The organism is Clostridium magnum DSM 2767 (assembly GCF_001623875.1).
Lineage (GTDB): Bacteria > Bacillota > Clostridia > Clostridiales > Clostridiaceae > Clostridium_AM > Clostridium_AM magnum.
This window is the reverse complement of sequence record NZ_LWAE01000002.1, coordinates 848,400-873,273: the sequence shown is the minus strand read 5'-3', so window position 1 is coordinate 873,273 and position 24,874 is coordinate 848,400. Positions and strand designations below refer to the sequence as shown.

At 33.5% G+C, this 24,874-nt stretch carries 20 protein-coding genes; 8 read left to right on the top strand and 12 right to left on the bottom strand.

Features of this window, described 5'->3' with window-relative positions; translation table 11 throughout:
• Positions 1 to 59: 59 nt before the first annotated feature.
• A complete protein-coding gene (locus tag CLMAG_RS33685) occupies positions 60 to 1,070 on the top strand; it encodes an FAD:protein FMN transferase (protein ID WP_066622149.1) in 1,011 nt (336 codons plus the stop codon).
• Positions 1,071 to 1,175: 105 nt separating this feature from the next.
• Here CLMAG_RS33685 and CLMAG_RS11440 read toward each other — a convergent pair whose 3' ends face one another.
• Positions 1,176 to 2,504 (bottom strand): IS701 family transposase, encoded by a 1,329-nt coding sequence (locus tag CLMAG_RS11440; protein ID WP_082831782.1) that lies wholly within the window; start codon positions 2,502 to 2,504, stop codon positions 1,176 to 1,178.
• Between the two features lie 220 nt (positions 2,505 to 2,724).
• Here CLMAG_RS11440 and CLMAG_RS11435 point away from each other — a divergent pair, with 220 nt between their 5' ends.
• Together CLMAG_RS11435 and CLMAG_RS11430 are read left to right on the top strand one after the other, a co-directional pair.
• Complete coding sequence (locus tag CLMAG_RS11435; RefSeq protein ID WP_066622147.1) at positions 2,725 to 3,423, top strand: response regulator transcription factor; 699 nt, start codon at positions 2,725 to 2,727, stop codon at positions 3,421 to 3,423.
• Position 3,424: 1 nt separating this feature from the next.
• Positions 3,425 to 4,810 (top strand): ATP-binding protein, encoded by a 1,386-nt coding sequence (locus tag CLMAG_RS11430; protein ID WP_066622145.1) that lies wholly within the window; start codon positions 3,425 to 3,427, stop codon positions 4,808 to 4,810.
• A 184-nt stretch (positions 4,811 to 4,994) separates the two neighbouring features.
• On the opposite strand, the gene CLMAG_RS11425 is transcribed toward CLMAG_RS11430, so the two are convergent.
• On the bottom strand, positions 4,995 to 5,969 hold the full coding sequence (locus CLMAG_RS11425; RefSeq protein WP_066622143.1) for a YbgA family protein: 975 nt from the start codon (positions 5,967 to 5,969) through the stop codon (positions 4,995 to 4,997).
• A 286-nt stretch (positions 5,970 to 6,255) separates the two neighbouring features.
• Between CLMAG_RS11425 and CLMAG_RS11420 the strand changes: the two genes are divergently transcribed.
• The gene (locus CLMAG_RS11420; protein ID WP_066622141.1) at positions 6,256 to 7,299 is read left to right on the top strand and encodes a glutamate cyclase domain-containing protein; all 1,044 of its coding nucleotides are present in this window, start codon (positions 6,256 to 6,258) and stop codon (positions 7,297 to 7,299) included.
• Positions 7,300 to 7,357: 58 nt separating this feature from the next.
• On the opposite strand, the gene CLMAG_RS11415 is transcribed toward CLMAG_RS11420, so the two are convergent.
• Complete coding sequence (locus CLMAG_RS11415; RefSeq protein WP_066622139.1) at positions 7,358 to 8,362, bottom strand: sporulation peptidase YabG; 1,005 nt, start codon at positions 8,360 to 8,362, stop codon at positions 7,358 to 7,360.
• Between the two features lie 371 nt (positions 8,363 to 8,733).
• Between CLMAG_RS11415 and CLMAG_RS11410 the strand changes: the two genes are divergently transcribed.
• The 4 genes from CLMAG_RS11410 to CLMAG_RS11395 all read left to right on the top strand — a co-directional run bounded on the left by CLMAG_RS11410 (position 8,734) and on the right by CLMAG_RS11395 (position 13,579).
• On the top strand, positions 8,734 to 9,798 hold the full coding sequence (locus CLMAG_RS11410) for a BMP family lipoprotein (protein ID WP_066622137.1): 1,065 nt from the start codon (positions 8,734 to 8,736) through the stop codon (positions 9,796 to 9,798).
• Positions 9,799 to 10,022: 224 nt separating this feature from the next.
• The gene (locus CLMAG_RS11405) at positions 10,023 to 11,561 is read left to right on the top strand and encodes an ABC transporter ATP-binding protein (RefSeq protein WP_066622136.1); all 1,539 of its coding nucleotides are present in this window, start codon (positions 10,023 to 10,025) and stop codon (positions 11,559 to 11,561) included.
• Positions 11,551 to 12,660, top strand: a complete 1,110-nt coding sequence (locus tag CLMAG_RS11400; RefSeq protein ID WP_066622135.1) for an ABC transporter permease — start codon at positions 11,551 to 11,553, stop codon at positions 12,658 to 12,660. Before CLMAG_RS11405 ends, CLMAG_RS11400 begins: the two co-directional genes overlap by 11 nt.
• On the top strand, positions 12,653 to 13,579 hold the full coding sequence (locus CLMAG_RS11395) for an ABC transporter permease (protein ID WP_066622134.1): 927 nt from the start codon (positions 12,653 to 12,655) through the stop codon (positions 13,577 to 13,579). Before CLMAG_RS11400 ends, CLMAG_RS11395 begins: the two co-directional genes overlap by 8 nt.
• A gap of 156 nt (positions 13,580 to 13,735) precedes the next feature.
• Here CLMAG_RS11395 and CLMAG_RS11390 read toward each other — a convergent pair whose 3' ends face one another.
• The 9 genes from CLMAG_RS11390 to CLMAG_RS11350 all read right to left on the bottom strand — a co-directional run bounded on the left by CLMAG_RS11390 (position 13,736) and on the right by CLMAG_RS11350 (position 24,512).
• The gene (locus CLMAG_RS11390; protein ID WP_066622130.1) at positions 13,736 to 15,043 is read right to left on the bottom strand and encodes an MFS transporter; all 1,308 of its coding nucleotides are present in this window, start codon (positions 15,041 to 15,043) and stop codon (positions 13,736 to 13,738) included.
• A 411-nt stretch (positions 15,044 to 15,454) separates the two neighbouring features.
• A complete protein-coding gene (gene lplA / locus CLMAG_RS11385) occupies positions 15,455 to 16,444 on the bottom strand; it encodes a lipoate--protein ligase (RefSeq protein WP_066622127.1) in 990 nt (329 codons plus the stop codon).
• On the bottom strand, positions 16,444 to 17,304 hold the full coding sequence (lipA, locus tag CLMAG_RS11380) for a lipoyl synthase (RefSeq protein ID WP_066622125.1): 861 nt from the start codon (positions 17,302 to 17,304) through the stop codon (positions 16,444 to 16,446). Before lipA ends, lplA begins: the two co-directional genes overlap by 1 nt.
• Positions 17,305 to 17,666: 362 nt before the next feature.
• Positions 17,667 to 18,308: a GntR family transcriptional regulator gene (locus tag CLMAG_RS11375; RefSeq protein WP_066622124.1), complete on the bottom strand. Its 642-nt coding sequence runs from the start codon at positions 18,306 to 18,308 to the stop codon at positions 17,667 to 17,669.
• 257 nt (positions 18,309 to 18,565) lie between these two features.
• Entirely contained in the window at positions 18,566 to 20,278 is a 1,713-nt protein-coding gene (gene lpdA, locus CLMAG_RS11370; RefSeq protein ID WP_066622123.1) for a dihydrolipoyl dehydrogenase, read from the bottom strand.
• A 130-nt stretch (positions 20,279 to 20,408) separates the two neighbouring features.
• Entirely contained in the window at positions 20,409 to 21,746 is a 1,338-nt protein-coding gene (locus tag CLMAG_RS11365; protein ID WP_066622122.1) for a dihydrolipoamide acetyltransferase family protein, read from the bottom strand.
• A gap of 26 nt (positions 21,747 to 21,772) precedes the next feature.
• Positions 21,773 to 22,747 (bottom strand): alpha-ketoacid dehydrogenase subunit beta, encoded by a 975-nt coding sequence (locus CLMAG_RS11360; RefSeq protein ID WP_066622121.1) that lies wholly within the window; start codon positions 22,745 to 22,747, stop codon positions 21,773 to 21,775.
• A complete protein-coding gene (locus tag CLMAG_RS11355) occupies positions 22,740 to 23,720 on the bottom strand; it encodes a thiamine pyrophosphate-dependent dehydrogenase E1 component subunit alpha (protein ID WP_066622120.1) in 981 nt (326 codons plus the stop codon). Before CLMAG_RS11355 ends, CLMAG_RS11360 begins: the two co-directional genes overlap by 8 nt.
• A 45-nt stretch (positions 23,721 to 23,765) precedes the next feature.
• Entirely contained in the window at positions 23,766 to 24,512 is a 747-nt protein-coding gene (locus CLMAG_RS11350; protein ID WP_066622118.1) for an SDR family NAD(P)-dependent oxidoreductase, read from the bottom strand.
• Positions 24,513 to 24,874: the final 362 nt, after the last annotated feature.

Sequence of the window (24,874 nt, the reverse complement as noted above, 5' to 3'; positions counted from 1 at the left end):
CACAAATAAGTGTTACAATATGTCCATAATAAAAGCCCACTCTATGGAGGTGATAAAAATTGATTAGACTCTTGCAGCAACCGGAATTTGTAGTTCCCTTTATACTAGTTTTTATATTCGTTTTAACATTGTACTTTAAAACTTATAATAATAAGCCCCCTACTCTAAGGCAATTTTATGCACTTGGTACTGTTATACAGCTAAAAGCTTATGGAAGTAAAAGTAATAAGGCTATCGAAGAAGCAACACATAGGTTAAATATGATAGATGATAAGATGTCCCTATTTAAAAAGAACAGTGAAGTATCTAATATAAATGAAAATGCAGGAATTTCTAGCTGTAAAGTTAGTAAAGATACTTATTTTGTTATAAAAAAGGCTGTAAAATACAGCAAGCTTTCAGAAGGAACCTTTGATCCAACTATTGGACCAATAACATCACTGTGGGCAATTGGAACGGCTAATGTTAAAATTCCAGATAAAACTCTAATTAATTCTGCACTAAAACTAGTTAACTATAAAGACATAATCCTTAATGAAAAAGATTATACAGTAAAACTAAAAAGTAAGGGCCAAAAAATTGATAAATGTATAAATTGTTTTAAGTGTATAGACACTTGCCCTAGAAAGAACACGCAGGCAACTATATTTAATGAGAAGGTCAATCCTCTACTTCTAAGCGCAGTAGCAATAGCTGCCTTCACGGGATTAAACTCTATAGGCAGCACTATAAGCAGAAATAATACAGACGGATCTGTGCAAAATAGTAGTGCCATTTCTGTAAATAATAATAAACCTCAACAAAATGAATATAAAGATGGTACCTACACTGGAAGCGCACATGGAAAAAATTCTGATATAAAAGTTTCTGTTACAGTAAAGGGTGGTAAAATATCTAACATAGAAATTTTATCTGCCAATGAATCAAAGGGAAAGCAAGTTTTTGATGTAGTTCCTAAAGAAATTATTGACAACCAGTCAACTAAGGTAGATGCTGTTTCAGGAGCTACTCTATCAAGCAAGGGAGTTATGGAAGCTGTAAATAATGCACTAAACGAGTCCAAAAAATAATAACATTATAGCAATGCTGCTATTAGCATGAGTTAGGAAGTTTAAAACTAAACCTCCTAACTTTTCAGCATATTTATATAAGATAAACACCACTTTACAAGAAAATTAACTAACCTCATCTAAATATATTAAGGAATTAATTGCCTCTAAAGCTTCTTGATTAATATTGCTCTTTTGTATCTTTTGCACGAAAGTGCTTAATATTAATTCTTTTGATATTTGGTAAGAGATAGCATTTTTAATTTCTTGAGGACTTTGAAATTTATATTTAGAAAAAGACTTATGAATAAAAGGCAATATTACTACAAAGCTATAGGCGATAGCCAGTAAATTAGTATAATTTTCTATTGCCTTTTTATTTCGTACCATGTAGTTACCAAAAGACCAAAAGAATTTATGTTGATAGAAAAACACTTCTATATTCCATCTGAATTTATATGCAAAAAATGGAATAAGAGTTGGTCTTTCTTTATCAGCTTTACATTCATCTACAGTATAGTTTTTAAAAATTTGTATATCTGATGGCTCTATGGAGCAAATATAAACTCTTACAGATGAGAATTTATCTACATCTGTAGTTGTTACTGTTACTATAACAGGTTCATTAAACAAATTTGTTAAAACCTTTTTAGTTGCAATATAGTAGTCATCCTCTTTAGTGTAGTCAAAATCTCTAATATTAAGTTTTAAACCTTTCTTTCTTGGGCGTCCTCTTTTTCCAGTAGGTTCTGGACATAAATCATATATGCTGGTATCAGAACGGACTGCCCCTATGATAGAAAGATTGGTATAATTTCTGAACATATTTAGAAAAGGTCTTTTAGTGTACCAACTATCGCATAACACTATAACTTGGTAATCTAATAGTAACAGCATAATGTTTTGTATCATCTTACCAGCTATTTCAAGTTTGGTTTCACTCTTATCATAGAGTTTATATCCAACTGGCAATGTAAGGTATTTGATTTTACCACAAAAGAGTATAGGGATGCTTATAACCAATGATACAAAGCAATGTCCATTTAAGAAAGAGGTGCCATCATGCTTTGTATGGTCAAAAAGCTTACCGTAACAATCAAACTTATCTCCAAATTTAGCTTGAAGTGTGTCATCTATAATTAAGAATATAGTTATAGTAGACTTAAGCTCTTCGGGAATAAGTGAGATTGCTATTTTTACTGTTGCAAACATTAAGCTCTCTATCGAGAAGTTTGTATAGGATAAAAAATAATAAAAGCTATTAAGAACTTTATTCCAATACTTTTTGATAAAATTGTCATATAAAAATTTTATAGAACGAACTTCTTGAGTTGAAAGCATAGCAGTAACAAGTAAAATAAATATATGAAAGCTCCGCTTATTGAAGATGGAGCGATATTTACTTAAATAATTTTCTATTGTTTTAATTGTTGATTTTTCGTCAATACTAATCATAGTACTAGATACCTCCTAATCAGTGCTGGTTTGCTCAATATTAGTATTGATAATTAAGAGGTATTTGGTACGTTGTATTTTTTGGTAACTTAAATTACTTGTAAAGTGGTGTAAGATAAATATAACAATTAATACTCTACAATTAGATCCTTACTAAATTTTTTCTAAAGTTAATATAGTTAGTTTTAATTATATTTTATAACTAGATAGGAGTAAAATTATGTTGAATACGAAAAAAATTCTTATAGTAGACGATGAAGATAAAATTGTTGAAGTAATAAAATCCTACTTAGAACGAGAAGGCTGTGAAGTATTTGAAGCTCTTCGTGGAAAAGATGCTTTAGACCTGTTCGAAAAGGTTAACCCTGATTTAGTGGTGTTAGATCTTATGCTTCCGGATATAACCGGCGAGGACATATGTAAGTGCATAAGAAAAAGATCTAGGGTTCCAATAATAATGCTTACTGCCAAAATTGAAGAGACTGATGTAATTTCTGGACTTCATATGGGTGCAGATGACTATGTTACTAAACCCTTTAGCCCAAGAGAACTTATGGCAAGAATTTCTGCATTACTAAGGAGAGTGAGTGAGGAAGCTATCCCCTTATCAAATGTAGTCTCACTAAATAATGATGATCTAATGATTAATATTCTTAAACAGGAAGTAAGAAAAAAAGGAGAAATTATAGACTTAACTATAACAGAATATAAGGTATTATTAACATTTTTAACCTACCCTCAAAAAACTTTTACAAGAGAAGAACTTATAAGTGCAGTTCTTGGCGAAGACTATGATGGCTATGACCGCGTAATAGACACTCATATAAAAAACTTAAGACAAAAAATAGAGACTAATCCTAAGGAACCCCAGTATATAGTTACTGTACATGGAACAGGATACAGATTTGAAGGAGAATAATATGAGAAAAAAACTTAGGAAGAAACTTTCATTTTCATATATGTTTATAATAGTAATCTGCGTACTAATCATTAGTTTGCTTTCAAACTTTTTTCTTCAAAGATTATTTAGAAATTATGTTATTGAGCAGCATAAGACAAGGAATAATCTTATTGTTAAAACTATAGGTGAACAATATTTATTTAACGGAAATTGGAACATTGATGGTATTAAAAACATTGGTGAAATTTCAATAGAAAATGGACTATTTATTAGTGTTAAAGACATATCTGGCAAAATAATATGGGATGCAGAAACCTATAATATAAAAAAATGCGAAGAGGTAAAAAATAAGGTTACTAATTCAATGGAAAAATACTTTCCAAGCTGGGAAGGAGTATATACTAAAAATCAGTATCCTTTAATAAACAACTCTAGTAAGATAGGAACTATTGAAATAGGCTACTATGGTCCTTTTTTCTATGGCAGCAATGATATTTCATATATAAAAACACTAAATAAAATGTTGCTACTAGTTGGTGTCTTTTCTTTACTTATCGCTTTTATATTCGGATTTCTTATGGCTGAAAGATTAAGCCGACCAATATTAAAGGTTATAGATGCAGCAGAAATGATTTCAAGAGGAAACTATGATGAAAAAATAGAAACTAAAACCGATATAGAAGAAATACATAACCTTACTACTACCATTAATAACCTTGGAACCTCTCTTAATGGACAGGAAAAGCTAAGAAAAAGACTTACAAAGGATATCTCACATGAACTGAGGACTCCCCTTTCAACACTTCAAAGCCATATGGAGGCTTTAATTGATGGAGTATGGGAACCAACAAGTGACAGATTAAAAAGCTGCCATGAAGAAATATTAAGACTAAAACGCCTAGTAGGAGATCTAGAAAAGCTTGCTAGGTATGAGGGTGAAAATCTATCCTTAGTCATCACTAAGTTTAATTTAGGAGAAGTAATTAATAACATAGCCCTAAATTTTGAAAAACAATTCTTAAATAAGAAAGTAGCTTTAGCTTTTAAAGAAGATAGTATTTTTGTAAATGCAGATAAGGATAAGATAACTCAAGTAATAGTGAATCTAGTATCCAACGCATTAAAATATACTGAAAAAGGCGGTAAAGTAGAAGTCAACCTATGGGAAGAAGGTCAGTTTGCAATAGTAAATGTAAAAGATACAGGTATAGGCATATCAAATGAAAATATCCCTCATGTATTTGAAAGATTTTATAGGGCAGATGAATCAAGGAATAAACAAACCGGTGGTTCTGGCATAGGACTTGCAATAGCAAAATCCATTATTAAAGCCCATAAAGGAATTATAACTGTAGAAAGTAAAATTAATGAGGGTACTAACTTTACAGTAAAAATACCCAAATAATATGATATTACTCTTATCTATTTTCATCTAATACAACTGTTAATTTATTTCTCTAATAAAGTTAAAGAGTAGTTATTTCTTGCTACATAAATAAGCCATACTATATCTCCTTTTGAGTTTTGGTATATATAGTATGGCCTAATTTTTGTAGCAAAAATAAACTTTTTTTAACTTTAATACATTTTTATAGGTGTAAGTCATTTACCTTTCCCGAATCCTCTAGAGAAATTAACTCCTCAGGATATGGATTAAAGTAAGTTTGTTCTAAAAGATAATTGATATTAAATCTCACTGCATAAGATTTTATGAGCAGCATAGGTGTATTTACTGTAAGCTTTCCTTCTCTATACTTTTCTAAAGAATCTAGTATTAGTTCTGTTTCCCCTTTCGTTATGTTATCTGAAAAGTAACCTAATGCATACATTAAAACATTTATATTATTTGTATATCTGGAAACTTTTTTAAAGGCCAATTTTAAGTTTTTTTCATACTCTTCTAGTATTACTTCAATAGGCTTATCTTCATTATTTAGTATAAGTTTGCCTAATATTTTTAAGTATTTTTGGCTATTTGCCATAATCAATAGTTTATTTTTATTATGAAATCTTACAAGCTCAGACAATGAATTAGATTCCTTTACCCTTCTAAAATCCGCATTTACAAAAAGTTTTCCTAGAAAATGATCTCTTATTCTATAATTATGTAATCTTCCTTCATCCTCTATAGCAGCATGAGGAAACAATTCAACTACCTTACCACCAAAGAAACCTGAGCCTCTAGAATTCCTTGTTACTCCAGAAGTTCCATTATAGATTTTTACATTTTTATGGCTACAGGAGGGAGAAGCGCTCTTTAAGACAAAACCATCTATATTCTTCAAATTCTCCAAGTAACTCTTTGCAAAATCACTCATTTCCCTCGTAAATTCTTTCCCGGTCTTTGGCTGATATAATTTTAGTTGATCTTTGTCATATACTATTCTTATGGAATCTCTTGGAGTACTTAGTCCTATAGAAGTTTCCGGACAAGCATCGATAGCATTTACATAAGGTTTTAAACTTTCAATAAAGGAATTAGTTATCATTTGACCGTTATATCTACAGCCCTCAAAACCTAGACATCTGCTAAAAAACACATTTGGTCTTTCAAAATTGCCCATGTTACCTCCCCCTCAATTTAAATAATTAATATCAACTACTGACACAAATCTCATATTAGATCCTAAGGATTTCCACTCCTTAACGATTATATTTCTAATAAAAAAAGATACTCTACTGTTATTTTGCTCACCCATAGCTTATCTTTATTCAATCCTTTTTTCGTTAATAACTACAATAATTTCTAGTAAACTACTAAATGTAACACTTAATTGCTAACTGAATACACTGGTATAAATATGTTGTTTCAGATAGGAGGACTGGATGCTTGGCATCTGGTAATTTGCAATGGGTAGAGATATATCGTTAAATAAATTAACTACCATTAATCATTTTCAATTACACAAGCTTGGTGAAAGCCTGGACAGGATGATTAGTTATGATTTAAGCGGAAGAGGAAATATTTTATACTTATATGATGCAGCTAGAAAGTTGCAACACTATCCCCTTACAACCTATTGTGCTATTGCGTTAAAGAAAGTTATTAAGCTAAGAAGTCCTGTCCTAATTTTAACGGGATTTCCTTCACTGACCTGGCTTACAGAAGGCCTAAGTGAAACTGATGGACCAGTGGGAGCTGCTGTACTTGCAAGAGTATTAGAAGAGGTTTTTGGTGCAATCCCTATTATAATAACTGCAAAACAGTATATACCTTATGCAAGCGCATGCATAAATGCTGCTGGTTTAGTACCAACAGATATTACCACAGCACTTCATTCAAAAACTAGTGATGATAACGCTCCTGTTGCTGGAATATATCCTTTCACCACAGATATAAAAATAGCAGCTGAGGCCGCAAAAGATCTAATATCAAAAATTAATCCTTCTGCTGTCATCTCCATAGAGCTTCCAGGGCCAGCAAAGGATGGTAAGAGCTATACCTTTAAAGGAAGGGAAATTCCTTCTCACCTATTTATTCATGGTGAAGCACTATTTGCTGCTGCAAAATCAAAAGGAATACTTACTGTAGGCTTTGGTGATGGTGGAAACGAACTTGGAATGGGAAGCTTAGCTTCTATAACAGCTAAAACCATATCAAAAGGAAGTCTTATAGCCTGCGTAGTTCCAGCAGATATTACCTTAGTGGCTTCTGTATCAAATTGGGGTGCTTATGGAACTTCTGCAGCTATCACAGCCCTTGAAAAAAAGCCAGAGGTATTGCAAAAATTAGATATCGAACGAATAATACGAAGTTGTGTAGATACAGGTGGATTAGATGGTAACACTAATCGTCCAGAGTATTCAGAAGATAGAGTGCCTATGAATTTATCACAAGCTGAATTTTCCTTAATGCAATTTATAGTTAAAGAATCTACGTCAGCCTGGGAGTAGATATTAAATAGAAAAGCTGTAGCTTAGTATAATATAAGTTACAGCTTTTCTATTTAATTTAGAAGCTTTTAAAATTATATGGGCAACTGTTAAAAGGACAGTATAAATCAAGATGGCCTCTACTAATATTAGTAGGAGTATCTATAGCTTCATTTTTAGGAGGCTCTTCATCGGCAGGTGGGACATATTTCTTATTTGGAATTGCCTTTCTTAGCGTTCCTTCTGTCTCAATACCTCCAATGCCATCAGTACCTGCCCTGGTACGATTTATTGCCTTTAAAATGTCTATGGAGTTTAAAGTTGGAGTTAGAGACGCTATCATTGCAATTATTGCTGGGTCAACATCAGAAACTCTTACCCTCATTGGAGAGCTTGCAAAGTTTGCTCCTGCCTCCATTATAGCTTCAAAGAAGGATCTACAAGCCCCAGCAATGATAACAAGACTATTCTTATTTCTATCAAATTTTCTAGCTTCTGTAACTGCTTCCACAAAGTATTTTGAGTTTAGATAAGATTCCATTAAAAAGGGTTTTTTATTATCCCTTAAACTATCATGACCGGTAATAACTAAAACATCAGGCCGCTCTTTCTCTAACAATTCTGTAATTTTATTAGGAAACTCAGAAGCATCCATATAATATCCAACAGCAGGAATTCCAAGCTGCCTATATAGCTTAATACACTTTTCCATAAAAGGCTTATAGCTATCTAGATGAAGTATAGTACCAGGCATGTTAAAAATCCAGTTTTTTTTATCTTCCTCATCATTCTTTATAGACTCAACATTTTTGTTAGGTTCAGCAGCAGTATCTCCATTTCTTAGCATTTCTCTCATATCAGAAAGAAAACCTATACAGTGACGGTTATTCCTTTCTGAAAGTTTTCCAATAGTTCCTTCATCAATCTTTATTATTTGGTCTTCATAAATATCTATAATGGAACGGTTAGTCATTCCTTTTAACCTAACAATCCTTGGATTAGTTCGATAGAATTTTTCAATTTTCCAAAGGTCTCCTTTTTTATCCTTATTTACAATAACAGTATCACCTAACTGGAGCTTCATTATATTCCTTCCTTCCATTTGATAATACATATTATATTATGGAAAAGATAAAAAACTGTTACTATGCTATTCAGACCAAAAAAGTCTAAGTTTTACTGTAAATTCTGTATATATTATTCTTTAATAGCAAATCTTCTAATTAAAGTATTTGCTACATATACTACTAATAGAAATTATAAAGCATTAGTGTGTATCATAAACCCAGAGATGGCTAGCTTTATGAGAAACTACTCACTATACCAAGTTAAAACAACACTACAATTAAATGTAAAACTATTAAAAAACAGGAAGGAATGACGAAGGTGTTGTAGAATAATCTATTAAGTAAATATAAATACTATAATAATATCTTTTTTAGGAGGGAGTTTCTAATGAACAAAAAAAGACTATTAGCATTAGCTGCCGCAGCTATAATGACAGTATCATTATTTGCAGGATGCGGAGGTCAGAAACAAGAAACAGGTGACACGAATCAGACTAAAAAAATAAAAGTAGGTCTTGCAACGGATGAAGGTGGTTTAAATGATAAATCCTTTAATCAGGCAGCAGACCAAGGCATAAAGAAAGCTATGGAAGAATTAAAGAACATAGACTATAAACCAATTGAATCAAAAAAGAAGGATGAATATCAACCAAATCTTCAGGCCTTAGTTGATAATGGTTCCGATATCGTATTTGGTGTTGGATTCCAAATGGGAGATGCTATGACAGCTATAGCAAAAAAATATCCTGATAAAAAATTTGCCATAATAGACTCAGAAGTTAAGGAGAAAAATGTAGTTTCACTTAACTTTAAAGAACAAGAAGGCTCGTTTTTAACTGGAGTTATAGCTGGCAAAATGACTAAAAGCAATAAAATTGGATTTATTGGTGGAAAAGACTTTGAATTAATAAATAGATTTGCAGCAGGATATATTGCTGGAGCTAAAACTGTTAATCCAAACGTTCAATTTGATATAAGATATGCTGCTGACTTTGCTAATCCAACTAAGGGAGAAGAGCTTGCTACTAGCATGTACAACGGTGGTTGTGATGTAATATATCATGCAGCAGGCGGTACTGGACTTGGTTTATTTAAAGTAGCAAAAGCTATGACTAAAGCAGATAAGAAACTTTGGGCTATAGGCGTTGACCAAGACCAAGCAGTTACTGTTCCAAAATATGCAGATGTTATTCTTACTAGTATGGTAAAGAGAGTTGACACTGCAACTTATGATACAGTTAAAGGAATTGCAGCTGGAACATTCGATGGCGGTCAATCAAAAGTATTTACATTAAAAGATAAAGGTGTTGATATAGCAGGTACTTCAAGTAAGAATACTCCAAAGGATATTTTAGATTTAGTTGAAAAATACAGAACAGCTATAGTTGACGGAAAAATAACTGTTCCTGCTACAAAAGAAGATGCAGCAAAATTTACAGCACCTTCAATCTAAAATTGGCTTATTGATGAATTAAAACTTGGATCAGGTGGGGTAATATAATAAGCTCTTTATGTTAAAAATAAGCTAGGTGAATGCCTAGCTTATTTTTAAAAGTATGCTCATATTATATTAAGGATGCTAAAGGATTAATAATCTTTTAGGGCAGTATAAGGAATACAGGAGACTAAAAGATTAATAATCTTTTAGGGCAGTATAAGGAATACAGGAGGGTAAAAATGAATAAGGTAATCGAAATGATTGGGATAACTAAAATTTTTCCGGGAACTGTAGCCAATGATGAGGTTAATTTCCACTTATTTAAAGGTGAAACTCATGTTTTACTTGGTGAAAATGGTGCAGGAAAAACTACCCTTATGAATATACTTTATGGATTATATCAACCGGAAAAGGGAGAGATTCTCGTAACCGGTAAACCAGTTAAGATTACTAATCCTAACGATGCTATTAAGCTTGGAATAGGTATGGTTCATCAGCATTTTATGCTAGTTCATAATTTTACCGTAGCAGAAAATATAGTTTTAGGAATGGAACCTAAAGTAGGTTTAAAAATTGACATGAAAAAGGCAATAAAAGATGTTACAGAAATTGCAGATAAATATGGATTTAATATAAATCCTAAGGCTGTTATTGAGGATATGTCTGTTGGCCAGCAGCAAAAAGTTGAAATTCTAAAAGCCTTGTACAGGGGCGCAGATGTGTTAATACTAGATGAACCTACAGCAGTCTTAACACCACAGGAAATAGATGAACTGGGTGCAATTATAGATAACTTAAAAGAAGAAGGTAAATCCGTTATTCTAATAACTCATAAGCTAAAGGAAGTTATGAAAATGAGTGACAGGGTAACTATAATAAGGAGAGGTGTAGTAACAGGAACTGTCAAAACTAAGGAGACCAACATAGACCAGCTAGCAGAGCTTATGGTAGGCAGAAAAGTAAATTTAGTTGTTAAAAAGGATGAGGCAAAGCTAGGGGACAAAATATTAAAGGTTGAAAAACTTGTAGTAAAGGATCATAGAGGAGTTGAGGCTGTTAAGGGAGTAGATCTAACTGTACGAGCTGGAGAAATAGTAGGATTAGCTGGTGTAGATGGAAATGGTCAGACAGAGTTTATAGAAGCCTTAACCGGTCTTAGAAAATCTGAATCTGGAAAGATACAATTAAAAGATAAAGATCTGTTCGAAAAAAGTCCCAGGGAAATCACAGACTCAGGCTTAGCTCATATTCCGGAAGATAGACACAAAAGAGGACTTATTCTTAAGTATTCCTTATTTGAAAACTCAGTTTTAGGCACCTACTATAGAAAACCTTTTAGTAACGGTATAGTGATGAATTACAGTGAAATACGTAAACACTGTCAAAGACTAATAGAGGAGTTTGATATTAGAACACCTAATGATGAAGTAGCAGCATCTGCATTATCCGGTGGTAATCAACAAAAACTAATAGCAGCAAGAGAAATCGCCAAAGATCCTGATTTAATGATAGCATCTCAGCCAACAAGGGGTATTGATGTTGGTGCTATAGAATACATACATAAAAGACTGGTTCAAGAGAGAGACAAAGGTACAGCAGTTCTATTAGTATCTCTTGAACTTGATGAAGTATTAGCGCTTTCAGACAGAATAGCGGTTATGTATGATGGTAATATAGTTGATATATTGGACAGAAAAGAAGCTGATGAAAAGAAGCTTGGAATACTTATGGCCGGAGGAACTTTGGATAGTAAAAAAGAGGTGAAGAATGTTGAATAAAGTGGAGAATAGAAATAAGACTGCAATTGCAGTAAAAGGAGTATTAAAAAGCTTAATCTTTCCGTTATTTTCGATACTTGTTTCTTTGTTTGTGGCAGTGTTTTTTGTAATGTGGGCAAAAGAATATTCAATAACTCAATATTTTGAAGCCTTAGCTGACCTTATATCTGTAATTATTAGAGGAAGCTTTGGAGATACTTCTAAAACGCTGGAAACAATGGTTTTTGTAACTCCACTTATATTTACAGGAGTTGCTCATTCTATAGCTTTTAAATGTGGATTATTTAATATTGGAGTTGAGGGACAGTTTACTTTAGGAATGATTTGTGCAGCTATAGTTGGATTAATCCCTGGTCTTAACCCTTGGATACACGCACCTTTAATAATACTGTCTGGTATTGTTGGTGGAGGAATATGGGGAGCAATACCTGGTTACCTAAAAGCTAGGTTTGGAACAAATGAAGTTATCAATACAATTATGATGAACTATCTTGCTTTATATTTAGTTAATATAATTGTGCTTAGAACCCCTATTGGAATTGCATCTAAAGCTTCAACACCAATAATACAAGAAAGTGCTCAGTTACTTCAGTTTAGTCCAGCCAGCAGAGCAAACATAGGTCTTATAATAGGTATCATTTTTGCTGTTCTCATATACTGGCTCCTCTGGAAGACCACTGTAGGATATGAAATAAGAGCAGTAGGAATAAATGCTCTAGGAGCAGAATATGGCGGAATTAACATAGCAAGAAATACAGTACTAGCTATGGTTTTATCAGGAGCTATTGCTGGAATAGGTGGTGCATCTCACCTAGCAGGTGTTATGTACAGCAGTACAGACCTTATGGGTTTTATAGGCTATGGCTTTGATGGTATCGCAGTTGCACTTTTAGCTAAGAGTAATCCTATTGGATGCATACCTTCAGCATTGCTATTTGGGGCCTTAAATAGTAGCTCCAGAATACTTCAGTTAAACTCTATACCAAAAGAGATAGTATACTTAATTCAATCCATAGTAATAATTTTCGTTGCTACAGACTATGTTATCAAATACTTTGAAAACAAGAGAAGGAAGAAAGGGGCGATTGTAAATGGATAATACATCCCTTATTGTGGTAATATTAGCATCTACATTAAGAATGGCAACCCCACTTATATTTGCTGGCCTTGGAGGAGTATTCTCCGAAAGGTCTGGTGTTGTTAATATTGGTCTTGAAGGTATGATGGTAATGGGTGCCTTCTTTGCGGTCTTTGGATCCTATGCTACCGGAAGTCCAGTAGTAGGAATATTATTCGCTGCTATAGCCGGTGGTCTTTTAGCTTTAATTCATGGCTTTTTAAGCATACATTTAAGAGCAGACCAGATTATATCCGGTACCGCAATAAATCTGTTTGCAACTGCCTTTGCAAGCTTTCTTATTTTTAAGATATTTAAAAAAGGTGGTCAGACTGATATAGTAACCGGTCTTTCCTATAATATACCTGGAGCTATAAAAAGTATTCCCGTTGTTGGACCTTTTATAGCAGGCTTAAACTGGTTTGTAATACTTGCACTAATATTCGTATTTGTATCAGAATTTGTACTATTTAAGACAGCATTAGGTCTTAGAATAAGGGCAGTAGGTGAGCATCCAAAGGCAGCAGATACTCTTGGAATAAGTGTTTATAAAATAAGATACTTATGCGTAATACTTTCAGGAATGCTTGCCGGTATCGGTGGAGCTGCCCTATCTTTAGGTATGACTCCTGTATATAAAGAAGGTATGGTTTCAGGACGTGGTTTTATAGCACTAGCTGCCATGATATTTGGTAACTGGAAACCTAAAGGAACTATGTGGGCATGTTTACTTTTTGCCTTTGGTAATGCCTTAGAAATAAACGCTCAAAGTCTAGTACTAAATATACCAACTGAAATATATTCAATGATTCCCTATGTTTTAACAATGCTTGCTCTAGCAGGATTTGTTGGAAAAACAACTGCTCCACTGGCAGATGGCCAGCCATATGAAAAGGGATGAAGAAAAATAAATTACCCTACTATAAGATGAAAATACTTATTCACCTTATAGTAGGATTACTATTAGATACATTTGTTTATGATTCAAGAAAATTAGCAGATGTATTTAAATACAATAATACAAGTTACCAATTAATAATCATTGCAATAATAAATATTATTCACTAATAGTATTTGAAGATTGTTGTGTTAATTTACTAGTAGGAGCTTCTTTTTTAAGTGTTAACATCAAAATACCAGCAACTACAAGTGAGAAAGACAAATATAGATATCCCCCAGTATAAGAACCTGTATGAGTTTTAATAAAGCCAATTAAATATGGTCCAATCCATCCACCTATATTTCCTATAGAATTAATTAAACCTGTGGCACCAGCTGCTGCTTCACCAGATAAGAACGCTGTAGGTACAGTCCACCATACTCCCATTCCTACGTATACACCGACAGCAGTAACACATGTAAAGATGAAACTTAATAATGGATTTGTAGTCATAGTTCCTGCAAGCATACCGATAGCACCAATAAACAATGGAATTGCTATATGCAATTTTGTTTCTCCTCTCTTGGAAGAAGAACTACCGTTAACAATAAAACCAATTAATGCTAAAGTCATTGGAACTATAATTAACATACTAACACTGGAATTACTCAATCCAGATACTGATTTCAATACTGTTGGTAGCCAGAATCCAAATCCCCAAAAACCGGTGATCCACATGAAGTAAGTAAAACACATCTTAAGTACTGTCTTGTCTGACAACGCTTGCCATAGAGTATATTTCTTCGCAGAATTTTTTATAGCAATCTCTTGCTCATACTCTGATATTAACTTGTTCTTTTCTTCCTCTGTTAGCCAATGAGCATCTTTTGGTGAATCTTTCAACCAGAAAAGAACTATAAATCCAAAAATGAAAGCCATTGCACCTTCTAGTATAAACAACATCTGCCAACCTTTGAAGCCTAGCCATGTAATTCCTATTAGTACACCTGCAAGAGGTGAGCCAATAATATTAGAGACCAATAGAGAAGTCAACATTATTGATATTGCCTTAGGTCTCTCCTGAGTATTAAACCAACGAGGAATAACAACAGAGTAACAAACAGGATAATAACTTGCTTCTGCTGCTCCAATCAAAAAACGAACAAAATAGAACTGAACTGATGTATGGATAAAAGCCATAAGCACACATACAAGCCCCCAAGTAACCATAATTCTAAATATCCATTTACTCGGACTGCGCTTTTCGGCAAATACAGTACCTGGTACTTCAAATAAAATATAACCGAAAAATAGAATACCTGCTCCCATCCCAAAAACTTCCGCAGTAAATCCTAGGTCCTTATTCATTGTCAAAGCGGCATAGGATATGTTAAGCCTGTCAAGAAACGCCAACATTGAGCCGATAAATAAAGGTAAAATAACATGTAAATATTTTTTCTTCGTTAGACTACTATTAACATCCATAATCCTTAATCCTCCCCCAAAATTTTATTAAGTTTAATTGAAAATTTACGAGTTATAAATAATTTCTCAATGTGCCAAAGCAAACACAAATTGAACTTATTCACCTCCTTTTTTCTTTGAAACTGATTTCATCTTAAAAGCTTCTACTCCCTAACATATATAACATATAAGGTATTTTGTATATTTAAAGATTTAACTCAGTTTTCTAATATATAATAAAAGTTGACAGTTAGTAAGAATTCTCAGAACTAAATCGATGTTAAAGATAGATTGTTTAATATTAGTGAGTAATTCTATGCTAATAGTCAAAAACTTTCATTAACTCCCCTATACAAATAATGTGAAAATATAAAAAAGACACATAGTAATATCATTAAATTATCATCAAAACTTTTCATAGTAATAATCTTATTAATTAGTAATAATGCAATCTAAAATCTGGTCTCTTGATATCTTATAGAAATGTCTTTCAACTTCAATTTCTTTTAATATATTTTCAATACTTTTCTTTTCATATTTGCACCCACAAAGTGCTTTTGAAATCATATTGATTTCTCCTATTCCAAAAAAATCACCATAAATTTTGCAGTTTTTTATGATTCCTTTTTCCACATCAAGCCTAAATTCCACTTTACCCCCAAGAAACCTTCCCCATTTAGTTATATTAAATTTCGGAGAGTTTCCGTAATTCCATTCCCATGATTCAAATTTTTCTTTTGCAATTTCATTAATACGCCTAATATCATACTCATTCAATTTGTAGATATTCTTCCTGCCTTGAAGCAAACTCTCAAGCATAATGTCTCTAAACCCAATACAATCTATATTTTTATTTAAATGTTCAGCAACATTTGTTACTCTCTCCCTTACTGACTTTATGCCCTTTGAAATTATTTTTTCATCTGCAACGGTTATACTTTCAACCATAGCCTTAATATCTGTATTAAACAAAATAGAACCGTGATGAAGTATGCGATCACCTTTAATATATTGGGCATTACCAGAAAATTTTCTCCCACCAATTAACAAATCATTTCTGCTGTTAAAATATGCATTTACATCCTGTTTTTCTAGTGCCTCTATAATTGGTAATGTGAAGGCTTTAAAATCAATAGAACTTACCTTATAATTCTTGTTAATAAAACTATATTGCCACCCATTCATATCGGTATAAATTGTTCCTCCCCCAGAAACACGTCTCACAACATTTACACCATTTTCTTTTACATACTTTTCATTAATCTCTTCTATAGTGTTTTGATACCTTCCCACCATAACTGTAGGATTTGTTCTCCAAAGCATAAATATTTCGTTATCTTCCAAATCCTTTTCCTTCATTAAATATTGCTCAAGAGCAAAATTAAAATATGGACTTGTTGAATCACTTTCTATATAAACCATTACTTGGCCCTCCTTGCTTCTAAAGCCTCTTCTGCCTTGTAAGAACTTCTGACAAGAGGGCTACTAGCAATATATTTGAATCCCTTCTGTATTCCTACCTGTCTATATTCTTCAAATTTTTCAGGGGTAACATACTCTACCAATTCTGCATGCTCACTGGAAGGTCTTAAATATTGTCCAATAGTAAAAATGTCATCGTTTACACCCAAGACATCATCCATAACTTTATAAATTTCTTCATCAGTTTCACCTAAACCTACCATAATGCCCGTTTTACTTAGAATATGCGGGGCCTTTTTTTTCACATATTTCAGTACAAATAGTGATCTTTCATAATTTGCTTCTGGACGTACCAAATCATATAAGCGCTCTACAGTTTCAATATTATGATTAATTACATCTGGATTTGCATCAATTACAATATCTAGGTTTCTTTCTATACCTTTTAAGTCAGGTATTAATACCTCAATTGTTGTATCAAGACATAATTTTCTAATATTCTTTATGGTCTTAGCAAAATGTCCGGCACCACAATCGCTTAAATCATCTCTTGTAACACTTGTAACTACAACATGCTTTAAATTGAGATGTCTTACAGCTTCAGCTACATGGCTAGGCTCCTCCAGATCAAGCTTTAAAGGTTGTCCATGTGTCACATTACAAAATCTGCAGTTTCTTGTACATTTATTTCCCATAATCATGAATGTTGCTGTGCGCCTCTTATAACATTCTCCCAAATTAGGACAATTTGCCTCTTTACATACAGTATTCAATGCTAGTGTGTCCATAATCATGTTAATCTCTGCTACAGACTTTTCATTATATCTTACCTTAAGCCAATATGGTTTTTCTTTACTCATATCTACTTCCCCCAATCGCTTTATATTGAGAAGTTTTTGTATCAATTCTATGTTGTTTATAAAACAGACTTAACCAGTTTATATTTTATCTCCAATTTTACAACATCTATATTTTTGTTTGTATTTTGTATTTTGTATTTTATATTTAAATTATAACATACCAAATGCTTACAATCAACCTTAATTTTCTGAATATTTTATATTATGAACAATTACACTTAGTTCTCTTTCTTCTAATACTTCTTTTTAAAATATTACTAGCCCTTATGATTTTTCATAAGGGCTAGTAATATTTTAAATTAAGAAAATTTTATATTTTCATAGTATAAATCCAGGAAATTTCAAATAACTTTATCCTATGACTACTTTCTAAAATCGTAGCATACAGCAAGATGTTCTTCTACAAAGCTACAAAGCTCTTCCGCATCTTTTTCTTTAAGAAGCTTAACAATTTTTCTATGCCCCTTATTAAATGATTTATATTGGTATGAAAGTGGTATTTTTGAATATCTATGCACATGATATAATGCTCCTACACTCCAGTTAATCTGAAAAAGCTTTATTAGTTGATCATTTTCAGAGAGCATAACCAAGAGTGTATGAAATCTAGATTCCAATTTTGTAGCAATACTGAAATCTTCATCCCCAATATTTTCGAACTCTTCTAGTAATGATTCCATTTCTGAAATAATCTCTGGGTGCTTTTCTACATTCTTAACAGCAACTTTAGCAGCATGAGTTTCTATCATAGTACGTACATCTGCAATATCGTTAACCTTTTTTGCCGACAGTTGGGTTACAATGTTACCACGTCGTGGAATTGCTTCAGCCAATCCTTCTGCAACTAGTCGGTTAATTGCGGCATTTATAGGCGTACGGCTAATACCTAACTCTTCTGAAATATCCTTTGAAGAAAGCTTCGAACCTGGTGGATATTTTCCACTTTGTATATTATCACGTATTTTTGTAAGGGCAAATTCAAGCAATGACTGTGGTTGATCCATAATTCATAACCTCATTTTTAAATTATTTAAGATTTCTCTTTTTAGAAAATCACAACATTTTTAACAGGTAATTTTCTGACACAAAAGTAAATTAAAAACTCTAAAATTGTATAAAGTATCTAATTATGATAAAATATATACTAATATTATACTTAAAAAACCTATTTATGTAAATACAAAATTCAAAATACATAATACACTTTATTAAAAGTAATTTAATAAGGTGTATAGTTAATTGACCTATTTTTTTAATATTTCTATTTGAAATGAATTGCACGCTTTTCAATAGCTAAAGCTGCCTCTTTCACTGCCTCTCCAACTGTAGGATGTGCATGAATGGTGGATATTAACTCATCAATAGTAGCTTCAAGACGGATTGCCAGTGCACCCTCTGTAATTAGATCTGTAGCACGTGGTCCAACAATGTGAACTCCCAAAATTTCTTTGTATTTTGAATCCACAATAATCTTTATCATCCCCTCTGAACATCCCATAATCTTTGATTTACCATTTGCGATTAGTGGGAACTTTCCTACCAAATAGTCAATCTTCCTTTCTTTTGCTTTTTCTTCTGTGAGACCCACTCCTGCAAATTCTGGATTTGTATAAACACAGAAAGGATTTGTCTTTTCATTATAAATAGATTCAATCCCCATAACATTTTCAGCTGCAACCTCACCCTGTGCTGAAGCAATGTGAGCAAGCATTTCTTTTCCTAAACAGTCACCCACTGCATAAATATTTGCTACACTAGTCTGTTGTTTGCTGTTTACTCTTATAGCCCCTTCGTCGTTAGCAATTCCTGCATTTTCAAGCTTCAAAGCTTCTGTATAAGCACACCTACCTACTGCCACAACAACTTTTTCTGCTTCAAAGCACATTTCATTTTCCTTTACATATACCCTCACCCTAACCCCTTCAGAAGAATCTTCTATTGAAAGTACCTGAGTTTCTTTATAAATTTCAATGCCAGAAGCAGTAAGTTTTTTCTCAATAATTCCTGCTAATTCTTGATCCATTAAGGATAATAATTTAGGCAGCTGTTCTATTACTATTACCTTTGTACCAAATGTACTGTATAGAGATGCTAACTCAATGCCGATAACACCTCCACCTATAACCACCATTGATTTTGGAATTTCCGGAAGCTCCAATGCTCCTGTGCTGTCTATACAGTTTTTACTGTTGATTCCTGGTATTTGAGGCATTTCAGATATAGATCCCGATGCCACAATAATTTTATCTGCCACAACAGTCTCTTCTACACCATTTGTCTTTACAATCTTTAATGTAGAAGAATTTACAAACTCGGCTGTTCCTTCTAGAACCTTAATGTTATTTGCTGCCATTAATCCTGCTACACCCTTTGAAAGTCCACTTGAAATCTTATTCTTATGAGATTGGACCTTTTTCCAATCCACAGTAACTGTGGTCTTAATACCAACCTTTGCAGCATTTTTTGCTTCTGTATAAACATCTGCGCTATGTAGCAATGCTTTTGTAGGAATGCATCCAACATTTAAGCAGGTTCCGCCCATTTTGCTCTTTTCAATTAAAGTAACTTTAGCTCCTAACTGTGCCGCTCTAATACCTGCCACATATCCCCCCGGACCTCCACCAATTACAACAACGTTGATTTCCTCACTAATTTTTCCTGCTTCTTTATCAACTTCTTTTGCCGTCTTTTCTCCTTTTTCATTTTCATCAAACACTTCGTCCTCTATTTTTTCTCCTGCCTGGCCTATATAAGCAACTGCTTCTGTACAAGATACAGCATCCCCCTCATCTGCACATAGTTTCAATATAATTCCACTGTAGTCTGATTCAATTTCATTAGTAAGTTTATCTGTAGTAACTTCAAAAAGAGTTTCCCCAGCCTTTACTGAATCTCCTACTTTCTTGTACCATTTTGCAATAACCCCTTCTGTCATGGTTAAACCAAGCTTTGGCATAAGGACTTTAATGGCCATATTACTCAACCCCTTTAATATTATTTTTCCATTCAAGTTTCACTTTCATAAAAACAGTGAACCCGCAATACAAAGCATACTTCTACTTTTGCGGGTCACTTTTTACTTTTATTTTTTAATTCTTAAAATGCTATACCAACAGCATGTATGGATTTTCCAAATATTCTGTAATACGTTTAAGGAATTTTGCTGCAAGCAATCCATCAATTATTCTGTGATCAGCAGTCAAACTCAAATTCATCATTGGCCTAATCACAATTTCACCATTAACAACAACCGGTGTATCTGCGATAGCACCCACACCTAAAATAGCTAATTCAGGTTGATTTATAATTGGTGAAAATGTCGAAACACCATATGCACCTAAATTAGTGATAGTAAAGGTACCGCCTACCAAATCATCCATTGTTAATTTTCCATCACGAGCAGCAGCAATGCATCTTTCTGTCTCAACAGCAATTTGTGATAGAGACTTAATATCACAGTTTTTTACATTTGGCACTAATAATCCTGAGTCCAATCCAACAGCAAGACCAATATTAGCATGTGGATGGAGTATCAATGTATCACCACTTAAACTTGCATTAATTGTTGGCATCTCCATAAGCACCTTAGCGCAAACCTTCATTAATATATGGTTAAATGTAAGCTTAATGCTGCTATCTTTAAGAGTAGGACCAATTTTTGAACGTAGTTCTTTCATTGCACTTGTATCAATCGCTTTGTTGTAAGTAACTCTAGGTGAAGTTGACCAACTTTCACTCATACGTGAAGCAATAGTTTTTCTCATTGGAGTTAATTTCATGGTCTCTTCAACTTGAGCAGCATCTACATTTAGAATCTCAATTTCTGATTTGGAAGTTTCGGTAGGCTTCATAGAATCTAAGATGTCTGATTTCATTAGTCGTTCCCCCTGATACAAAGCTTCAACATCAACATCAAATTCCTTTGCTATTTTTGCTGCAGTAGGAGAGAGTTTAACATTCTTTCCAGTCGTATAACTCTCCACATCTTTTGCAACAATTCTTCCATTAGGACCTGTTCCTTCAATATGTCCTAAATCATAACCCTTTTCTCTAGCCATTTTTTTTGCTAAAGGAGAAGCCAATACATAGCTTCCTTTTTCTCTTTTTGTCTTTACTGCAGTTTCTGATTTTTCAACTTCAATTATTTTCTCTTCATCATTGATATCCTCGTCAGCTGTAATACCAGTACCTTTAATTTGTTCTCCTGCTTCTCCTATATATGCTACTGGATCTGTACAGGAAATGCTGTCTCCCTCTTCAGCACAAAGTTTTAAAACAACGCCGCTATATTCACTTTCAATTTCATTGGTAAGTTTATCTGTAGTAACTTCAAAAAGTGTTTCTCCTTTTTCAACCCTGTCACCAACATTTTTATACCATTTTGCAATTACACCTTCAGTCATAGTTAAACCTAGCTTTGGCATCACAACAATATTTGCCATGTTTTATTCCCCCTAACTATATAAATTTAAAACATGCCCTTGATGCCCTTAACAAGGTCTTCAGGATGTATTCTAACCAATTTTTCAAGGGTTGGTGCAAAAGGACAAGGTACAAAAGGTGCCCCATAACGAAGTATTGGTGCATCCAAGTAATCCAAAGCTTCCTCAGCTACAAGTGCAGAAATTTCCGCTCCTACACCACCCTGACGAACTGCCTCATGGGCAATGCAAAGTCTGTGGGTCTTCTTAACAGAATTAATTATTGTATCCTTATCAAGAGGAGAAATTGTAATAAGATCTATTACTTCACAACTAATTCCTTCTTTTTCAAGTTGCTTTGCAGCAGCAATAGCATTCTTCATTCCAATAGAATAGGAAACAATTGTACAATCTGTTCCTTCACTAACTACCTTTGCTTTTCCAATCTCTAAAATTTCATCAGCGTCCTTTTCAGGTACTTCGCCATATTCTTTATATAGAATTTTGTTTTCAAAATATAAAACTGGGTTATCATCACGAATAGCTGCCTTTAATAATGCCTTTGCATCAGCAGGATTCGAAGGTGTTACAACTTTTATACCTGGAATATGCATAAACCAAGCCTCAACGCTTTGAGAATGTTGTGCCGCTCCCTGAATTGTCATACCATCTGGAGCTCTTAAGACTAGAGGCACTTTTGCCTGGCCACCAAACATATATCTAACCTTTGCCATCTGGTTAAAAATTTCATCCATTGCAACCCCAATAAAGTCTGCAAAGTGCATATCAACTACTGGACGCATTCCTGCTAGTGCTGCACCAACACCACCACCTATGATAGCTGTTTCTGAAATCGGAGTGTCAATGACTCGTCCAGGGAACTGCTCTGGTAATCCTCTAAACTGACCAAAAATACCACCTTGTCTTGCTAAATCTTCACCCATTATAAATATTGTAGGGTCCTTTTCCATTTCCTCTGCCATTGCTTCTCGAGTTGCTTCTGAAAAAGTAATTTTACGCATTAAGCCCACCTCCTACATATAAGTCATTGAATAATTCAGATTCATCTGGGTAAGGAGATCTTTCTGCAAATTCCACTGAATCTTCAATAACTTTTTCACACTTTTCTCTAATTGCTGCAAGCTCATCTTCACTCATTAATCCATCTTTAAGAACACGTTCTGCAAATTTTTTCAATGGATCTGTAGTTTCAAAAATTTCTTTAACCTCTTCTTTTGTACGATACATCTCAGGGTCACCAACGAAATGTCCTTTAATTCTATAAGTTTTGCATTCAATAAACGTAGGGCCTTCTCCTTTTCTTGCTCTTTCTACTGCCTCAACTGCAGCTTCATAAACAGCAAATACATTATTTCCATCTACAATTACACTAGGCATACCATAGCCTACTGCACGATCAGAAATATTTTCTACTGAAGTAGTTGTCCTATAAGGAGTAGTAGATGCCCAACAGTTCATTTCGCATACAAAGATTACAGGTAACTTCCAAACAGCGGCCAAATTAGCAGCTTCATGGAACGTACCACGGTTAGACGCCCCATCCCCGAAAAAAACAGCTGAAATACGTTTGTTATTAAGCATTTTACATGCTAAAGCTGCACCAGTTGCAAGATTGAAACCACCACCTACAACACCATTTGCTCCTAACATACCAACGGAGAAATCAGCAATATGCATTGATCCTCCCTTTCCTTTACAAAGACCTGTTTCTTTACCAAAGATTTCAGCCATCATTCTATTGATATCTGCACCTTTTGCAATTGTATGCCCATGCCCACGGTGTGTACTTTCTATATAATCTGTTTTTTCCATTGCCGCGCAGATCCCTGTTGCAATTGCCTCTTCACCAGTATATAGATGAACAAAACCAGGAATATGTCCTGCTAAAAAGAATTTTTCTACTTTATTTTCAAAGTAGCGAATTTTACACATTGTTTCATAAAATTGAGCAGCGAGTTCTTTTGATGCGTTCATTTATTACACCTCCATAATTTTATATAAATCTATTTTTTCTAATAGTTAACCATCCATTGTAACTCCACCATCAACATCGCTAATTTCACCAGTAACAAAACTTGCTAAATCAGATGCATAAAATAATATAACATTTGCTATTTCTTTTGGTGATGCTGCGCGTCCAAGCGGAATCATACTAAGTATTTTTTTCTTTTTTGATTCTTCCATATCCTTAGTCATCGCAGTCATTGTTAAACTAGGACAAACTGCATTACATGCAATTCCAAACTTTGCTCCCTCACGAGCAATAGCTTTTGTTAAACCAATTACTCCCGCTTTAGAAGTTGCATAAACACTTGTTCCTAAAAGCCCCCCTCCGCATTTTGCCGCAACAGAAGCAACATTTACAATACGGCCATAATTTTGTGCTTGCATATAAGGAAATAATGTACTAATTGCCGCGTAAACACCTGTAAGATTAACAGAAATCACCTTATCCCATTCCTTCTGGTCAACTTCTACAAAAGGCTTTGTGCTTACAATACCTGCGTTGTTTATTAATCCGTGAACTTGTCCAAAATTTTCTGCAATTTGATTAAATACTCGACGGATTTCATCACTGTTTCCCAAATCAACTTTGTAAACTGAAACTGCACTTCCGTTAATTTCATCTTTTGTTCTTATTGCAGCATCTAAGTTTAAGTCAACAATAATAGCATGACCTCCACCTTCTACTATGCCTTCAACAACTGCTCTTCCGATGCCACTTGCTCCACCTGTAACAATTATATTTTTCCCCTTAAAATTCATTGCTTTTCATCCCTTATTTTTTATTTTATATGCCTTTTAATGCACATAATTTCTTTTAAAACGATTACATAGCGCCTAATTTTATAACAAAATCCTATATTTATATACTAATCTAACACAGGTGTAATCTTATTTTAGTATGAGGATTTTGTATTTTGTATTTTGTACTTTGTATTTTATATTTAAATACTAACATTTTACACTAATATTGTCAATACAAAAATTTCCATGTACATGCCAATCCTTTATTGATAATTTTTCCTTTTTATCTTTTTTATACTTATCTCTTAATATAGTGCATATAAAATTAGCCCCATACTTTTAAAAAGTACGAGGCTTTCATCTAATATATGAAATAAAAC

What these genes read in the sequence shown, in the direction of transcription:
- CLMAG_RS11440 (WP_082831782.1), bottom strand. Translation starts at nt 2,504, where the DNA reads ATGATTAGTATTGACGAAAAATCAACAATTAAAACAATAGAAAATTAT.
- CLMAG_RS11435 (WP_066622147.1), top strand. Translation starts at nt 2,725, where the DNA reads ATGTTGAATACGAAAAAAATTCTTATAGTAGACGATGAAGATAAAATT.
- CLMAG_RS11430 (WP_066622145.1), top strand. Translation starts at nt 3,425, where the DNA reads ATGAGAAAAAAACTTAGGAAGAAACTTTCATTTTCATATATGTTTATA.
- CLMAG_RS11425 (WP_066622143.1), bottom strand. Translation starts at nt 5,969, where the DNA reads ATGGGCAATTTTGAAAGACCAAATGTGTTTTTTAGCAGATGTCTAGGT.
- CLMAG_RS11420 (WP_066622141.1), top strand. Translation starts at nt 6,256, where the DNA reads ATGGGTAGAGATATATCGTTAAATAAATTAACTACCATTAATCATTTT.
- CLMAG_RS11415 (WP_066622139.1), bottom strand. Translation starts at nt 8,362, where the DNA reads ATGAAGCTCCAGTTAGGTGATACTGTTATTGTAAATAAGGATAAAAAA.
- CLMAG_RS11410 (WP_066622137.1), top strand. Translation starts at nt 8,734, where the DNA reads ATGAACAAAAAAAGACTATTAGCATTAGCTGCCGCAGCTATAATGACA.
- CLMAG_RS11405 (WP_066622136.1), top strand. Translation starts at nt 10,023, where the DNA reads ATGAATAAGGTAATCGAAATGATTGGGATAACTAAAATTTTTCCGGGA.
- CLMAG_RS11400 (WP_066622135.1), top strand. Translation starts at nt 11,551, where the DNA reads ATGTTGAATAAAGTGGAGAATAGAAATAAGACTGCAATTGCAGTAAAA.
- CLMAG_RS11395 (WP_066622134.1), top strand. Translation starts at nt 12,653, where the DNA reads ATGGATAATACATCCCTTATTGTGGTAATATTAGCATCTACATTAAGA.
- CLMAG_RS11390 (WP_066622130.1), bottom strand. Translation starts at nt 15,043, where the DNA reads ATGGATGTTAATAGTAGTCTAACGAAGAAAAAATATTTACATGTTATT.
- lplA (WP_066622127.1), bottom strand. Translation starts at nt 16,444, where the DNA reads ATGGTTTATATAGAAAGTGATTCAACAAGTCCATATTTTAATTTTGCT.
- lipA (WP_066622125.1), bottom strand. Translation starts at nt 17,304, where the DNA reads ATGAGTAAAGAAAAACCATATTGGCTTAAGGTAAGATATAATGAAAAG.
- CLMAG_RS11375 (WP_066622124.1), bottom strand. Translation starts at nt 18,308, where the DNA reads ATGGATCAACCACAGTCATTGCTTGAATTTGCCCTTACAAAAATACGT.
- lpdA (WP_066622123.1), bottom strand. Translation starts at nt 20,278, where the DNA reads ATGGCCATTAAAGTCCTTATGCCAAAGCTTGGTTTAACCATGACAGAA.
- CLMAG_RS11365 (WP_066622122.1), bottom strand. Translation starts at nt 21,746, where the DNA reads ATGGCAAATATTGTTGTGATGCCAAAGCTAGGTTTAACTATGACTGAA.
- CLMAG_RS11360 (WP_066622121.1), bottom strand. Translation starts at nt 22,747, where the DNA reads ATGCGTAAAATTACTTTTTCAGAAGCAACTCGAGAAGCAATGGCAGAG.
- CLMAG_RS11355 (WP_066622120.1), bottom strand. Translation starts at nt 23,720, where the DNA reads ATGAACGCATCAAAAGAACTCGCTGCTCAATTTTATGAAACAATGTGT.
- CLMAG_RS11350 (WP_066622118.1), bottom strand. Translation starts at nt 24,512, where the DNA reads ATGAATTTTAAGGGGAAAAATATAATTGTTACAGGTGGAGCAAGTGGC.